The sequence below is a fragment of the Glycomyces paridis genome (genome assembly GCF_004912155.1).
Classification (GTDB): domain Bacteria; phylum Actinomycetota; class Actinomycetes; order Mycobacteriales; family Micromonosporaceae; genus Glycomyces; species Glycomyces paridis.
The window spans coordinates 210,081-224,927 of sequence record NZ_STGX01000009.1; the positions used below are offsets into that span (position 1 = coordinate 210,081).

At 71.1% G+C, this 14,847-nt stretch carries 11 protein-coding genes and 1 pseudogene; 6 read left to right on the forward strand and 6 right to left on the reverse strand.

Annotated features, from left to right (window positions below; all coding sequences use genetic code 11):
* The 3 genes and pseudogenes from E9998_RS25360 to E9998_RS13915 all read left to right on the forward strand — a co-directional run.
* Positions 1 to 221: pseudogene (locus E9998_RS25360) on the forward strand (TetR/AcrR family transcriptional regulator); the annotation flags it as partial.
* Between the two features lie 363 nt (positions 222 to 584).
* Positions 585 to 2,771, forward strand: a complete 2,187-nt coding sequence (gene tmk, locus E9998_RS13910) for a dTMP kinase (protein WP_204745433.1) — start codon at positions 585 to 587, stop codon at positions 2,769 to 2,771.
* The gene (locus E9998_RS13915) at positions 2,768 to 3,925 is read left to right on the forward strand and encodes a DNA polymerase III subunit delta' (protein ID WP_136530297.1); all 1,158 of its coding nucleotides are present in this window, start codon (positions 2,768 to 2,770) and stop codon (positions 3,923 to 3,925) included. Before tmk ends, E9998_RS13915 begins: the two co-directional genes overlap by 4 nt.
* 4 nt (positions 3,926 to 3,929) lie before the next feature.
* Here the strand turns inward: E9998_RS13915 and E9998_RS13920 are convergent, their stop codons facing one another.
* Positions 3,930 to 4,508, reverse strand: coding sequence for a hypothetical protein (locus E9998_RS13920; protein ID WP_136530298.1), 579 nt, complete (start codon positions 4,506 to 4,508; stop codon positions 3,930 to 3,932).
* Positions 4,509 to 4,660: 152 nt separating this feature from the next.
* Between E9998_RS13920 and E9998_RS25365 the strand changes: the two genes are divergently transcribed.
* Positions 4,661 to 5,287 carry a hypothetical protein gene (locus E9998_RS25365; protein WP_158299803.1) on the forward strand — a complete coding sequence of 209 codons (627 nt, stop codon included), beginning with the start codon at positions 4,661 to 4,663 and terminating at the stop codon, positions 5,285 to 5,287.
* A gap of 97 nt (positions 5,288 to 5,384) precedes the next feature.
* Here the strand turns inward: E9998_RS25365 and folE are convergent, their stop codons facing one another.
* Together folE and ftsH are read right to left on the reverse strand one after the other, a co-directional pair.
* Positions 5,385 to 6,026: a GTP cyclohydrolase I FolE gene (gene folE, locus E9998_RS13930; protein WP_136530299.1), complete on the reverse strand. Its 642-nt coding sequence runs from the start codon at positions 6,024 to 6,026 to the stop codon at positions 5,385 to 5,387.
* A 116-nt stretch (positions 6,027 to 6,142) separates the two neighbouring features.
* Positions 6,143 to 8,113 (reverse strand): ATP-dependent zinc metalloprotease FtsH, encoded by a 1,971-nt coding sequence (ftsH, locus tag E9998_RS13935; RefSeq protein WP_136530300.1) that lies wholly within the window; start codon positions 8,111 to 8,113, stop codon positions 6,143 to 6,145.
* Positions 8,114 to 8,389: 276 nt separating this feature from the next.
* On the opposite strand from ftsH, the gene hpt reads away from it, so the two are divergent.
* Entirely contained in the window at positions 8,390 to 9,025 is a 636-nt protein-coding gene (hpt, locus tag E9998_RS13940; RefSeq protein WP_136530302.1) for a hypoxanthine phosphoribosyltransferase, read from the forward strand.
* A gap of 1,109 nt (positions 9,026 to 10,134) precedes the next feature.
* Here the strand turns inward: hpt and tilS are convergent.
* The 3 genes from tilS to dacB form a co-directional block, all read right to left on the reverse strand.
* Positions 10,135 to 11,097, reverse strand: a complete 963-nt coding sequence (tilS, locus tag E9998_RS13950) for a tRNA lysidine(34) synthetase TilS (protein WP_136530304.1) — start codon at positions 11,095 to 11,097, stop codon at positions 10,135 to 10,137.
* Positions 11,090 to 12,199, reverse strand: a complete 1,110-nt coding sequence (locus tag E9998_RS13955) for a zinc-dependent metalloprotease (protein ID WP_204745434.1) — start codon at positions 12,197 to 12,199, stop codon at positions 11,090 to 11,092. The genes tilS and E9998_RS13955 overlap by 8 nt, the downstream gene beginning before the upstream one ends.
* A gap of 539 nt (positions 12,200 to 12,738) precedes the next feature.
* Positions 12,739 to 14,181 (reverse strand): D-alanyl-D-alanine carboxypeptidase/D-alanyl-D-alanine endopeptidase, encoded by a 1,443-nt coding sequence (gene dacB / locus E9998_RS13960; protein ID WP_136530306.1) that lies wholly within the window; start codon positions 14,179 to 14,181, stop codon positions 12,739 to 12,741.
* A 74-nt stretch (positions 14,182 to 14,255) separates the two neighbouring features.
* Between dacB and E9998_RS13965 the strand changes: the two genes are divergently transcribed.
* Positions 14,256 to 14,753, forward strand: coding sequence for an inorganic diphosphatase (locus E9998_RS13965; protein WP_091048710.1), 498 nt, complete (start codon positions 14,256 to 14,258; stop codon positions 14,751 to 14,753).
* Positions 14,754 to 14,847 lie beyond the last annotated feature (94 nt).

A 14,847-nucleotide genomic window follows, 5' to 3' on the forward strand; every position in this document is an offset into this window, starting at 1 on the left:
CCACCGGCGGCGACGTCATCGCCGACCAGATCCTCGCGGGCCTCGCCCAGCGCTTCGGCATCGGCGGGGACCCGGAGCTGAACAAGACCGTGACCGTCGCCGTCGAGACCGGGCAGGCCCTCGTGCGCCTGGCCTTCCGCCGCGACCCCGACGGCTGCGCCGCCTCCATCGCCGAGGCCAACGGCGTGGTCGGCGACTACCTCGCCCGCCGCCTCACCTAGAGGCGGGCCGGGAGCCGGAGGCTCCCCGACCGCCGCCACCGGCCCCGCAGGCCCGCCTGCGGGGCCGAACCCGCATCGACCAGCGCTTTGAAACCCCCTGGGCGTTAGGGGGTGTTCGAGGTTCCCGGGCGGCCGTTATCCGGCCCATTTGCCCGCTCGCTTCGTTGTCGGGCCTTCGAATACAACACCGGTATTCGAAGGCCCTTCCGCCTCGCGAGCGAACAAATGGACTCGGATACCGACTCGCCGGGGAACCTCGAATACCCCCTAGACCACTCCACCGACCGCGCCGGAACCCGGGCCGCGCCGGGCCGACTAGTCTCGTAGTCGACCCGGTGCGGTCATCGACTTTCGAGGAGCAGCATGGCAAACACCCTTGCCGACATCCAGACGGTGCTGCGGATCCGCCCGTTCAGAAGGCTGTGGACCGTGCTCGGCCTCGCCTCCTTCGGCGACTGGCTCGCGCTGTTCGCCACCGCGGGCTTCGCGCAGTCCCTCTTCGACGACCCCGCCGCCAAAGGCGCGGCGTTCTCGGCGACCATCGTGCTGCGCCTCCTGCCCTCCCTGGTCCTGGGCCCCGTCGCGGGCGTCTTCGCCGACCGCTTCGACCGGCGCAAGACCATGGCCGCCTGCGACACCGCCCGCTTCCTCCTCATCGCCTCGGTCCCCACCGTCTACCTCGTCACCGACTCGACCGCCGTCACCGTCACCTGGCTCGCCGTCGCCCAGCTGTGCATCGAGGGCGCCGTCCTCATCTGGTCCCCGGCCAAGGAGGCGGCCGTCCCCAACCTCCTGCCGCCCGAGAAGTACGAGGCCGCCAACCAGCTCAGCCTCGCCACGACCTACGGCATCGCCCCGCCCCTGGCCTTCGCCGTCCTCGCGGTCCTCGAACGCGGCTCCGGCGTCTGGGCCAACCTCGGTCCCTGGGCCGAGCCGATGGTCCTCGCCCTCTACCTCACCGCCGCGATGTTCGGCATCCTCGCCGTCACCGTCTACTTCTTCATCCCCCAGATCTCCGGCCGCTACGGCGAGACCGCCGCGAAGACCTCCAGCGTCTGGCACGACTTCGTCGAGGGCTGGTCCTACCTGCGCACCTCCGAACGCGTGCGCGGCCTCATCCTCGGGATGCTCGGCGCTTTCAGCGGCGCGGGCATCCTCATCGGCGTCGGCACCGTCTACGCCTCCACGCTCGGCGCCGGCGACGCCGCGTTCTACACCCTCGCCGTGTTCCTCTTCCTCGGCCTCGGCGCCGGGATCGCCTTCGGCCCCAAGCTCATCGGCGAACTCTCGCGCCTGCGCTGGTTCGGCATGAGCATCGTCCTCGCCGGCGCGGGCCTCGCCGTCGACGCCGTCGCCCCCCACATGGCGTTCTCGATCATCGGCTCCGTCGTCATCGGCCTCGGCGCCGGCATGGCCTTCCTCGCCGGCATCACCCTCCTCCAGCGCGAGACCGAGGACGAGATCCGCGGCCGCATGTTCGCCTTCATCGCCGTCTCCGCCCGCGTCATCCTCATGCTCGCCATGACCGTCTCCGCGCCCCTCGCGGGCTGGCAGGCCGCCCGGCAGCTCGACCTCGGCTTCACCGAGGTCGAGGTCTCCATGAGCCGCATCCTCCTTTTCGTCGCCGCGGCCCTCGTCGCCTGGCTCGGCGTCACCGCCTTCAAGTCCATGGACGACAAGCCCGGCGTCCCCGTCCTCGCCGACCTGTGGTCCTCCCTGCGCGGCAGGCCCCTCACCGCGGCCGTCATCACCCCCAGCAGCGGCTACTTCGTCGTCTTCGAAGGCGGCGAGGGCGCCGGCAAGTCCACCCAGGCCGTCAAGCTCTCCGCGTGGCTCAAACTCCGCGGCTACGAGGCGGTCCTCACCCGCGAGCCCGGCGCCACCGACATCGGCATGCGCATCCGCACCCTCCTCCTCGACAGTTCCGCCGAAGGCGCCCCCTCGCCGCGCGCCGAGGCCCTCCTCTTCGCCGCCGACCGCGCCCAGCACGTCGACAAGGTCATCCGCCCCGCCCTCGGACGCGGCGCCGTCGTCGTCTCCGACCGCTACACCGACTCCTCGGTCGCCTACCAGGGCGCCGGACGCGAACTCGGCCGCGCCGACATCGCCTGGGTCTCCGCCTGGGCCACCGGCGGCCTCAAACCCGACCTCACCGTCCTCCTCGACGTCGACCCCGCCGCCGGACTCCACCGCGCCAAGGCAGGCGGCGACGGCGACCGCCTCGAACAGGAGGAGCTGCGCTACCACGAGCGCGTGCGCGCCGCGTTCCTCGAACTCGCCGCCGCCGACCCCCGCCGCTACCTCGTCGTCCCCGCCGGCGGCACCCCCGACGAGATCGCCGCCGCCGTCCGCGAAGCCGTCGCCGAGCGCCTCGACATCCGCACCCAGACCACCCGCACCGAGACCGGCTGGCCCGGCCTCGACCGCACCAACGCCCGCACCGAGCAACGCGAGGAGCGCGGCACTGGTGAACGCGGCACTGGCGAACGCGAGACCGGCCCCGACGACCCCGCGTGGAACACCGTCGCCGAAGAAGCGGCCCGGCCGTGAACGCCCCCGACGTCTTCGCCGAACTCGTCGGCCAGGACGAGGCCCAGCGCGTCCTCGCCGACGCCGCCCGCGGCACCGGCATGACCCACGCCTGGCTCTTCACCGGCCCGCCCGGATCCGGCCGCTCCACCGCCGCCGTCGCCTTCGCCGCCGCCCTCCAATGCCCCGACGGCGGCTGCGGCGAATGCCACTCCTGCCGCACCGCCCTCGCCGGCACCCACGCCGACGTCACCCGCGTCATCCCCGAAGGCCTCACCCTCGGCGTCGACCAGGTCCGCCGCCTCATCCTCGAAGCGAGCCGCGCCCCCACCTCCGGGCACTGGCAGATCCTCATCGTCGAAGACGCCGACCGCCTCACCGAGGCCGCCGCCAACGCCCTCCTCAAAGCCGTCGAGGAACCGCCCGAACGCACCGTGTTCCTCCTGTGCGCCCCCTCGACCAACCCCGCCGAGATCTCGGTGACCATCCGCTCCCGCTGCCGCGTCATGGCCCTGCGCCAACCGCCCGCCGGCGCCATCGCCGACCTCCTCGTCGCCCGCGACGGCCTCGACCGCCGCGAAGCCGAGCTCTACGCCGCCGCCGCCCAAGGCCACGTCGGACGCGCCAAACGCCTCGCCACCGACCCCGACGCCCGCGCCAAACGCCACGACGTCCTCCAGATCCCGCGCCGCCTCACCGGACTCGGCGCCTGCTTCACCGCCGCCGTCGAAATCATCGAGGCCGCCGAGGCCGAAGCCGCGGGCACCTACACCGACCGCTCCGCCGCCGAACGCGACGCCCTGGAGACCGCACTCGGCAAGGGCGGCACCGGGAAAGGCGCCACCAAGGCCGCCCGCGGCTCCGCCGCCGCGCTCAAGGAGCTGGAGAAGCGCCAGAAGACCCGCGACACCCGCGCGCAGCGCGACTCCCTCGACCGGGCCCTGGTCGACCTCGCCGCGTTCTACCGCGACGCGCTCGCCGCCGGGTTCGGCGCCCGCGTCGACCCGGTCCACCCCGACATGGCCGACACGACCAGGGCCGCCGCCGCGAAGCTCAGCGCCGAGTCGCTCCTGCGCCGCGTCGACGCGATCCTGGAGTGCCGCAGGGCCATCGACGCGAACGTGCGCCCGCGCATCGCCGTCGAGGCGATGATGACCCGCCTCTGGCAGTCCTAGGTCGTCACTGCGTCCACAGGTGCTGGATGTAGGCGTCCTGCGCCTTCGGGAACAGGCCCGTGCGCCGCCACCGGTACCAGGCGCGCTCCTCGACGACCCTGACGCAGAAGTCGCCGTCGATCTCGAACGCCTCCGAGACGCAACGGAAGTCGTCGCGGAACAGCCCGTCGGTCCAGAACCAGACCCGCCGCCCGACGAGGTGGGGGACCTCCGAGGCCGGGTAGGGCCGGCGCACCGGCGGCGCGTCCGGGTCGCAGAGCCGCTCGATGAGGTAGCCGGGCCGCGGCGAGCCGGTGCCGGGCTCGGGCCGCTGCACGTACACGTCCCCGGCCGGGACCAGGCTCGCGTACGCGTCCCCGTCCCCGTCGACCGCCCGGTAGTAGTCGGCCTCGGTTATCAACGGCACCATGAGCATCCCGTCCCTGGTGACCGGGTCGTCGGCCCGCAGGTCGAACTGCCAGCCCGACCCCGCCGCGCCCAGGACCACCCGCGAGGAGTGCAGGTCGATGGCCCTGGCGGCGGGCACCGGGACCAGCGCGGGAGGCGGTTCGGGGGCGCCCGCGGCGCTGTCGTCGACACCCAACGCGTACTCCTGACTTATGGGGCGATCAGAGGCAAGGGGGACTGGAGAAAGCATAGGGGGTTGGCACACTCTGGGGATTCACGCCCCTTCGCCCGGCCGTAGAGTTCTCTTCACAAGCACCGAACACTTCTCAACAGCTAAGGATGAGCGCGATGAGCGAGTACGAAGAGGCCGCGGTCGAAGAAGACGTCGCCACCGAGGAATACGCCGAGGAGGAGACCTACACCGAGGAGTCCTACGACGACGGCTCCCTGTCGACGGTCGAGGAGACCTTCGACCTCGACGGCGACGGCCTGGAGGACTCCACGATCTCCGCCGACGGCGTCACCCTGGTCGACACCGACTACGACGGCGAAGCCGACGCGATCGCCACCGACTACGACGGCGACGGGATCTCCGACGAGGTCGTCGTGGACGCCGACGGCGACGGCACCTTCGAGTCGCTCGTCTCCGACACCGACGGCGACGGCCTGATCGACACCTACGAGTCCGACACCGACGGCGACGGCTACACCGACCAGGTGTCCTACGACTCCAACGCCGACGGCTTCATCGACCAGGTCGCCACCGACACCAACAACGACGGCTACGCCGACGTCGTGGCCACCGACTACAACGCCGACGGCCTCGTGGACGAGATCTCCGTCGACTCCGACGCGGACGGCGTCACCGACACCGTCCTGAGCGACAACGACGGCGACGGCTTCCTCGACACCACCTACACCGAGGCCACCCCCGAGGGCGACTCGTTCCAGTCGCAGACCGGGCAGGTCATCTGACACCTGGGTGCTTGAGACCCGGACACCCCTGGACTCACTCATCCCGAAGCGAAGGCCGGATGCGCTGCATCCGGCCTTTCCGCTGCCCGCCTTCGGGTCAGCGCGCCGTGCCGCGCAGCAGCGCCATCGCCTCGGCGCGGGTGCGCGCGTCGGACTGGAGCAGCCCCCGCACCGCCGACGTCACCGTCACCGAACCCTGCTTCCTGATGCCGCGCATCGACATGCAGGTGTGCTCGCACTCGACGACGACGATGACGCCGCTCGCCGCCAGCGACTTGTACAGCTGGTCGGCGATCTGGCTGGTGAGGCGCTCCTGCACCTGCGGGCGCCGCGAGTAGACCTCCACGAGCCGCGCGAGCTTGGAGAGCCCGGCGATCTGGCCGCCCTCACCGGGGATGTAGCCGACGTGGGCGACGCCGGTGAACGGCAGCAGGTGGTGCTCGCAGAACGACTGGACGTCGATGTCGCGCACCAGGACCAGCTCGTTGTGGTTCTCGTCGAAGGAGGTCTTCAGGACCTCGGCGGGGTCGACCCGCAGCCCGGCGAAGAGCTCGGCGTAGGCGCGGGCGACGCGGCGCGGGGTCTCCTTGAGACCGGGCCGCTCGGGGTCCTCGCCGATCGCCGCCAGGATCTCCCTGACGGCCGCTTCGATGCGCCCCAGGTCCACCGCGTCCTCGACGGGACTGCCGTTGATACGGCCGTCGACGAGACGGGCGGCCAGGTTGTCGAGTTCAGCCATCGCACAAGCTTACGGGTTTTCGGTGACAACTCCAGTGTGCTTTGTCACCCGCTGCGAGCGAACGGCCCCGCCTACGAGGTAGGCGGGGCCGAATGCGGTTCGGTGCGTTCCGGCCGCTACTGGGGGCTCTGGCCCTCGGTGGCCGGTCCGATCTCGATGCCCTCTTCCGCGGCGGGCTTGGAGCCGTTCACCGTGGACACCGGCGGCTTGCCGAGCTTGCGGGACGCGGTGCCGTTGAACGGCGCCATCGGCGGGCGCTTGACGACGCGGGTGGCGATCCTCGCCAGGTCCTCGGTATCGAGCGTCTCCTTCTCCAGCAGTTCGGTGACCATCTGGTCGAGCACGTCCCGGTACTCGGTGACGATCGCGTACGCCTCGTCGTGGGCGGTCTCGATGAGCGCCCGGACCTCGGAGTCGACCAGCGCGGCGACCTCGTCGGAGTAGTCCTTCTGGTGGCCGTACTCGCGGCCGAGGAACGGCTCGGAGCCCGAGGAGCCGTACTTGATGGCGCCGAGCTTGGCCGACATGCCGTACTCGGTGACCATCGCGCGGGCGACCTTGGTGGCCTTCTCGATGTCGTTCGACGCGCCCGTGGTCGGGTCGTGGTACACCAGCTCCTCGGCGGCCCGCCCGCCGAGGGCGTAGGCGAGCGTGTCGATCATCTCAGAGCGCGTCTGCGTGTACTTGTCCTCGACCGGCAGCACCAGCGTGTGCCCGAGGCTGCGGCCGCGCGGCAGGATGGTGAGCTTGTGGACCGGCGCGGCGTGCGGCAGCGCGTGGGCCACCAGCGCGTGGCCGGCCTCGTGGTAGGCCGTCATCTTCTTCTCGGCCTCGCCCATGAGGCGGCCCTTGCGCTCGGGGCCGGCGATGACGCGGTCGATGGCCTCTTCGAGCGCGTAGTTCGAGATGGCCTTCTCGTTGTGGCGCGCGGTGAGCAGCGCCGCCTCGTTGATGACGTTCTCCAGGTCGGCGCCGGAGAACCCGGGGGTGCGCCGGGCGAGCGTCTCGAACTCGACGTCGGGGACGAACGGCTTGCCCTTCGCGTGGACCTGGAGGATCGCCTGGCGCCCTTCCTTGTCGGGGGCGTCCACGGGGATCTGGCGGTCGAAGCGGCCGGGCCGCAGCAGGGCCGGGTCGAGGATGTCGGGACGGTTCGTCGCGGCGATGAGGATGACCCCGCCGCGCGTGTCGAAGCCGTCCATCTCGACCAGCAGCTGGTTGAGCGTCTGCTCGCGCTCGTCGTGGCCGCCGCCCATGCCGGCGCCCCTGTGGCGGCCGACGGCGTCGATCTCGTCGACGAACACGATCGCGGGTGCGTTCTCCTTCGCCTGGGTGAACAGGTCGCGGACGCGGCTGGCGCCGACGCCGACGAACATCTCCACGAAGTCCGAACCGGAGATCGAGTAGAACGGGACCCCGGCCTCGCCGGCGACGGCGCGCGCGAGGAGGGTCTTGCCGGTGCCGGGAGGGCCGAACAGGAGGACGCCCTTGGGGATCTTCGCGCCCAGCTCCTGGTACTTCTTCGGGTCCTCCAGGAAGTCCTTGACCTCCCGGAGCTCCTCGACGGCCTCGTCGGCGCCGGCCACGTCGTCGAACGTGGTCTTCGGGGTGTCCTTGGACACCATCTTCGCCTTGGACTTGCCGAAGTTGAGGACGCGCGAGCCGCCGCCCTGCATCTGCGACATGAAGAACAGCAGCAGCAGGACGATGAGGACGATCGGCAGGAGGCTCAGCAGGAACGAGACGAACACGGAGGTCTCGTTGACCTCGGTGTCGAAGTCGACGCCCGCCTCTTCGAGCTCGGTCGCGACCGGCTCCATCATCCCGGACGGGACGTACGCCTCGACCTGGCCGCCGTCTTCGAGGTCGAGCTGGACCAGCTGCTCCTTGTCGAGCAGGTTGGCCTCCTTGACCTCGCCGTCGTTGATGTGGGCGAGGACCTCGGACGTGGTCGCTTCCTCGTAGTCGGAGCCGCCGGACCAGAAGCTCCCGATCAGGACCGCGATGAGGGCGATGAGCACGATCCAGAAGAGCGGCCTGCGGAAGAACCGCTTCCGCTCAGGTGTGGGTCTCCCGGCGTCGACCACTCGTTTCCTCCTGCTGCGTTCGTCGCGTGTTTCGAGTGCCTGAGCTCATGTACGGCCCGAACCCCTGCGGGACTGCTGGGTCGCAGGGGTTTGACACATCGAACGTACACGGTGCGGCGCTTCGGCGTCCCGCAGCGTCAGCACCCAGAAGATGGCGCTTCGCGCTGGATACCGCCCATTGCCCGCCCCGCTGATAGTCCGTAATTAGTACCACGGGCGGGTTGAGTTCGCCCACCCAAGCCTGCGGCGCGAGCGATCGGGTGGCACCCTTGTTACATGACGTCGGAGCTAGCCAGCCCAGCATCAGTGCCGTCCGCAGCAGCACGGGACGCGGTGTTCGATCCTGATTCGTGGTACGCCGAGGAGATCGAGCGGACCATCATCACCGAAGACGAGATCCGAGCGAAGGTCGCCGAACTCGGCGCCCTCGTCTCGGCCGACTTCGCCGAGGGTGTCCTCGACAGCGGCGACGAGCTGCTGCTCGTGGGCGTGTTCAAGGGGGCGGTCATGTTCATGGCCGACTTCGCGAGGGCCCTGTCGGTGCCGGTGAAGATGGAGTTCATGGCCCTCTCCTCGTACGGGAGCTCCACGACCTCCTCGGGGACCGTGCGCATCCTCAAGGACATCGACTCCGACGTGGCGGGCAAGCACATCCTCGTCGTCGAGGACATCATCGACTCCGGGCTCACCCTGTCCTGGCTCCTGAAGTACCTGGAGGGCCTGCACCCGGCCTCCGTGTCGGTCGTCTCGATGCTCCGCAAGCCCGGCGTCCAGCGCGTGGACATCCCCGTGAAGTACGTCGGCTTCGACATCCCCAACGAGTTCGTCGTCGGCTACGGCCTCGACTACGCCGAGCGCTACCGCGAACTCCCCTTCGTCGGCGTCCTCAAACCCGAGGTCTACCAGAAGTAGCGCCCCGGCGATCTGCATTCCCTCGACCCGTCCCGCACGGCCCGCGCACCAGCGCGGGCCGTCCTGTTTCCAGGCTCTGACTGCGGTCCGGCAGGTCGTAGCAGGAAGCCTGGTGAGGCTCCGACCGGCCGATTCGAGCCCGGACCGCTCCGAATGCCCGCACCCGAGGCCTCGCCTAGATGCCTCGTCCGCGCTCCCGGCAACGCCCGTGTCCGACCGGCCATCGCCCTGGCTCCCTCGATTCGTCTCCTACGGCCGCGCACCAGCGCGGGCCGCCCTGCTTCCAGGTCCCGCCCGCAGTCCGGCAGGCTGCCGCCGGAAGCCTGGCGAGGCCCCGACCAGCTCATTCGAACCCGAACCGCTCAGGAAGCCCGCACTTGTGGCCCTCGCATCGATGGCCCGTCCGCCCTCCCGACAACGCCCGTGCCCGACCGATCATCGCCCCGATTCCCTTGGCCCGTCCCGCGTTGGTGCGCGGGCCGTCCTGCTTCTCAGCCCGCCCGCCGTCCGGCAGGCCGCCACCGGGAACCCCGCGGGGCCTCGACCGGCCGATTCGTACCCGGGCCGCTCTGAGGGCCCACACCCGCGGCACCGACGTTCACGGCCGTCCGCCGTCCCGACAACGCCTGTGCCCGACCGACCATCGCCGGTGCCGACCCCCTGACCTCGGGCCGACCGCTGCTCGTGCCCGCCGCACCGCGTAGCAACGGCGCTGCCGCGAAACCCGCAGGCAGGAAGGTCCGCCAGCGCCGCCATCGCGCGAAACCCCAAGTCCCGGCGGGTTCTCGGCACCGCACCCGCACCCGCACCCGCACCCGCACCCGCACCCGCACCCGCACCCGCACCCGCACCCGACCGTCCGCCGTATCACGCCGCGAAGCTTTTCGCTGAATTTCGCTATAAGCGGAACCCGAGCCCCCGCGACCCGAAACTGTCGTACCCCGAAGGCATCGTGGAAACCGGGGAACCTCAACCCGGAAGCGGGCCGCCATCCGTGCTGCGCCGAAACAACCGCACCGCCTGCCCGCAAGCTTCCCAACACCCGGGCGTGTTTCTCGAATCGCCGAACTCGCACACTCCGCCACGGCCCGTCCCGCCGCAGCAAGCTGTCAGCCGCCTGTGAGCCGCCCGCCGCCTCGCCGCACCGCGATCCCGCCGGGCAGGAACGTCGGCCCTTGCCCGCGCCAGTCCGCGACCAGCGCGTCGAGCGCATCGAGATGCCGGTGGTTGAGCTCGGCGCCGTTGACGCCCAGCTCCAGCGCCCACGCCCGCAGCACCCGTCCGCGCACCGCCACAGGGAGCGCGCCGGCTTTCGCCGCGTCGAGCCCCTCGCCGTCGCGCACCTCTTCCAAGGCGGCCGCGGCCAGCGCGTCGAGATGGTCGGTGTCGGCGCCGACGAGCGCGGCCGTGCGCGCGAGGTTCGCCACCAGGCCTTCGCCGAGCACGGCGACTAGCGAGTCAAGGGTCGGGCGCAGCGCCGACCGCAGGTAGCGCGGGTCGGCGTTGTGCGGATCGGTCCACGGTTTGAGGCCGCGCTCCTCGCAGGCGGCGTGCGTGTCGGCCCTGGCGACGTCCAGCAGCGGCCGGCGGTAGTGCCCGCGCACCGCCCGCATCCCCGCGACACCCCGCGGCCCGGCCCCGCGCACGAGCGCGAGCAGTACGGTCTCGGCCTGGTCGTCCCTGGTGTGGCCCAGCAGCACCGCGTGCGCGCCGTGCCGTTCGGCGGCGGCGTCGAGGGCCGTGTACCGGGCCGCGCGCGCGGCGCCCTCGGGCCCGCCCGGACCCGTGACCTCGACGCTCACCGCCTCGGCGGGATCGAGCCCGACCGTGGCGGCCCAGGCCGCGACCGCGGCGGCGCGCTCGGCGGAACCGTCCTGGAGGCCGTGGTCGACGCTGACGAGCCCGGCCCGCAGCCCCATCCGAGGAGCGCAGAACGCGAGCGTGTCCGCGAGCGCGAGCGAATCGGGCCCGCCGGAGCAGGCCGCGAGCACGAGGGCTCCGGTCGGCAGGTCATGGAGGGCGTCGCGGACGGCGACGCGGAGCCGCGCCACCGAAGGCGGCAGTCTAGACACGTGCGGCGCCGGGCGCCCCGAGCGCGAGCCGCGGGCCGAGGACTCGGGCGATCCACTGCTCGGGGCGGTCGATCTCGGCCTCGGTCGGCAGGTTCGCGGGCCGCTCCCAGACGCGGTTGAACCCGGTGAGGCCGTGCGCGTCGACGACCTCGTCCACGAAGCGGCGCCCGGCGGCGTACTGCCGCATCTTGGCGTCGAGTCCGAGGAGTTGGCGCATGAACTTCTGAAGGGTGGTCGGGTTGGCGCGGCGCCGGTCGAAGCGGCGCCGCAGCAGGGCGACGTGGTCGACGGCGGTGCGGCCGACGCCGTCCATGACCGATTCGGCGTGGCCTTCGAGGAGCGTCATGAGCGCCTGGATCTGCGAGATCGCGGCGCGCTGCTCGGGACTGGTGACGGCGGCCATCACATCGGAGCCGGGCGCCTCCGGCAGCGCGTCGTCGTCCTCGCTGCGGGCGGACGCGAGGGCGCGGCGTACGGCGCGGGCGAGTCCGGACGCGGAGGACTGGTCGGGTTCGGCGGCGTCGAAGAAGGTGTGGATGAGGTCGTGGAAGTGGCCGCGCATCCAGGGGACGGCCGTGAACTGGGTGAGGTGCGCGGCCTCGTGGATGGCGATCCAGAGTCGGAACTCGCGCGCCGGCAGGCGCAGGCGCCGTTCGACCTCGACGATGTTGGGGGCGACGAAAAGGAGGCGGCCGGTGTCGGTGGAGAAGGTCTCGAACTGGCCGAGGACGCGCGAGGAGAGGAACGCGAGCACGGCGCCTGTCTGGACGCCGGTGAGCTTGGCCGAGGCGCTGACGGGGGTGTCGGGGCCGCCGGTGTCGGCGCCGAGCTCGGTGAGGAGGCGGCGGAACCCGGCGATGTTGACGCGGCTCCAGCGGATGCGGTCGACCACGTCGACGGGGGTGTCGGCGGTGGGCGTGAGCCCGGTGTAGTCGGCGACGAGGTCGATGGCGCTGCGGGCGTGTCGGTGCAGGTCGGCGACCACGTCGAGTGCGCCTTCGGGGCTGATGCGCGGGCCGCCGCGGCTGAACGCGCGCGAGCAGGAGGCGGCGGTCTGCCAGTCCACGGACGGCAGCATCGGGTTTCCTGCGGGCGGCGCCATTGGGCAAGCCTATCCAGAGCGGAGTCGTCTCGCCACTGTCTTCGTCACCCCCGCGCGCCCTGGTCGTCTCGGTTCCGGACCGGAGCAGACGGTAAACCCATGCAAATATTCGCCGATTTGGAATCAGCCCATTCCGGGAGGAGTCCCACCCGTCGCACCAGTCACGCGACAAAGGCTCCCCACCCGGCCGGAAAAGGCCCCTGAACAGGACCCGAACAACCTTGACAATGAGCCGCCGACCGCCGACCGCCGACCGCCGACCGCCGACCGCCGAGCCGCCGCCACCGATCCCAGCCGTAGCCGCGGTCCCGACCCCGACCTGATCCTGGCCCCGGCCCGAGCCTGGTCTCGCCGACTCGCCGACTCGCCGACTCGCCGACTCGCGCAGGCTCACAGGCGCTCGGTTTCGCGTCATCGCAGACTCGCACCGACCTGAAGCGATCTTCAGCCGTCTTAAGCCTGCGTTCAGCTTCGGGCTCCCATCATTGCCATGTCCGGAGAGCACCGGCGGAGAGGAGGGCGAATGGAACGAAGGCTGATCAGCACCCGCATTGGGAGACGGCCGCGGAGATCTCGTCCATAGCGTCTTCCACGGTCTCCTCGCCGGTGTGCTGGTTGCTGATGAGCGAGAAGATGATCTGGCGGCCGTCGAGGGTCGTCAGGGTGCCGGTCAGGGAGATGACCTTGACGTCGTTGAGCGTGCCCGTCTTTGCCCGGACCATGCCGTCGCCGTCGTCGGTCGACTTGAACCTGCCGCGCAGCGTCCCCGAGTAGCCGGCCACCGGCAGCGACTCGAACACCGAGGAGGCCTCGGCGTCGAACGAGCCGAGCAGCAGCCCTGTGAACGCGTTCGCCGTCATCCGGTCGGTCAGCGACAGGCCGGAGCCGTCGTTGAACACCAGTCCGGTGGTGTCGACGCCGAGCTCCTCCAGGGTCGACAGGTGTGCGGTCGACATGGCGGCCCAGGTCATCGTGCCCTCGACCACGAGTCCGGTCTGGAGCGAGACCGCGTCGGCCAGCAGGTTGTCCGAAGTGAGGAGGAAGGAGTCGGCGAGCGCGGCGACCGGCGCGGAGTAGACGGTCGCGAGTGCTTCGGCGCCCTCCTCGGCGGTGCCTTCGGTGACCTCGTCGGCGCCGAGCAGGTCGGCGAAGGACTCGGCGGCGACCATGGCCGGGTCGGAGTAGTGGTCGGAGTACTTCAGGGTGTTGTTCTTGCGCCCGCCGTCGACCATGATCGGGGCCATCGGCGCGGTCGACTGGATGAGGTCCGCGGCGACGGCGCCTTCGGCCTTCACGTTGTCGGTGAAGAGGCTGGTGTCGAGGACCACGGTCGCGGGTGCGTCACCGCCGCGGGCTTCGAGCACGGCTTCGGCGAGCTCGGCCAGGCTCGCGCCCGCCGCGTGGTCGTCGTAATAGCCCTCACCGTCAATGGTGAGCGTCACATCGCCGCCGCCGACGAGCACCACGCTGTCCTCGGTGGCGCCCTCGACCACGGTGGTCGGGATGCGGTACTCGGCGCCGAGGTGCTCGAACGCGGCCACGGCGGTGACCACCTTCATGGAGGAGGCGGGGGCCAGCGGCTGGTCGCCGAGCTGTTCGAACAGGACTTCGCCGGTGAGCGCGTCGGCGAAGGAGGCGGAGACGGTGCCGTTGAGGCGCTCGTCTTCGAGAAGCGCCGGGAGCATGGAGGCCAGGTCGGGGAGGGGTGCGTCCGGGTTCGGGCCGTCGAGGACGGGGTCGGGCGTGGCCGGGGGATAGGCCTCGGGCGCGGTGAGGATGCCGGTCCTGGGGTTGGTGACGGCGGCGATCTGCAACACCAGGGCGCCGACGGCGGCTACGGTGACGACGACGGCGAGAGCCGCGAGGACGCGCGTGAGCGCGCGGCGGCGACGCGCCTTCCCCGGTTCGGGGGCGGTTGCGGCGGGCCGGGCGTGTGGCGTACTACTCGCGACCTTGGGGTCGGCGTTGTCACTGAGGGACATGCACAGAGACTAGGCCATGAAGAGCGAAGCGCGCCATCAAGAGCACTGCTGAAGAGCCTGGAGGAGGTCGGCCGATGGAGTTCGACGTTACGGTGGAGATCCCGAAGGGGAGCGCCAACAAGTACGAGATCGACCACGAGACCGGACGGATCCGCCTGGACCGGACCCTGTTCACCGCGACGGTGTACCCGGCCGACTACGGTTTCATCGACGACACGCTGGGCCAGGACGGCGACCCGCTCGACGCGCTGGTGCTCGTCGAGCCCACGTTCCCCGGCTGCGTGATCCGCGCCCGCGCCATCGGCATGTTCCGGATGCGCGACGAGAAGGGCGTGGACGACAAGGTCCTCTGCGTTCCGGCCGAGGACCCCCGCAAGGACCGGTTCAAGGACATCGCGGACGTCCCCGAGTTCGACCGCCTGGAGATCCAGCACTTCTTCACGGTCTACAAGGACCTGGAGCCGGGCAAGAGCGTCGAGGGCGCCACCTGGACCGGCCGAGCCGAAGCCGAGGAAGAGGTCCGCCGCTCCTTCGAGCGCGCCAAAGCCGCCGGCTACCACTCCAACCACTGACCCACCGGCCGCCGCCGCGGCCGCCACGACGACGAGAACAGGGCGACCCGGGGAACCCCCCGGGCCGCCCTCTTCCGTCTAACGAACCCACTGC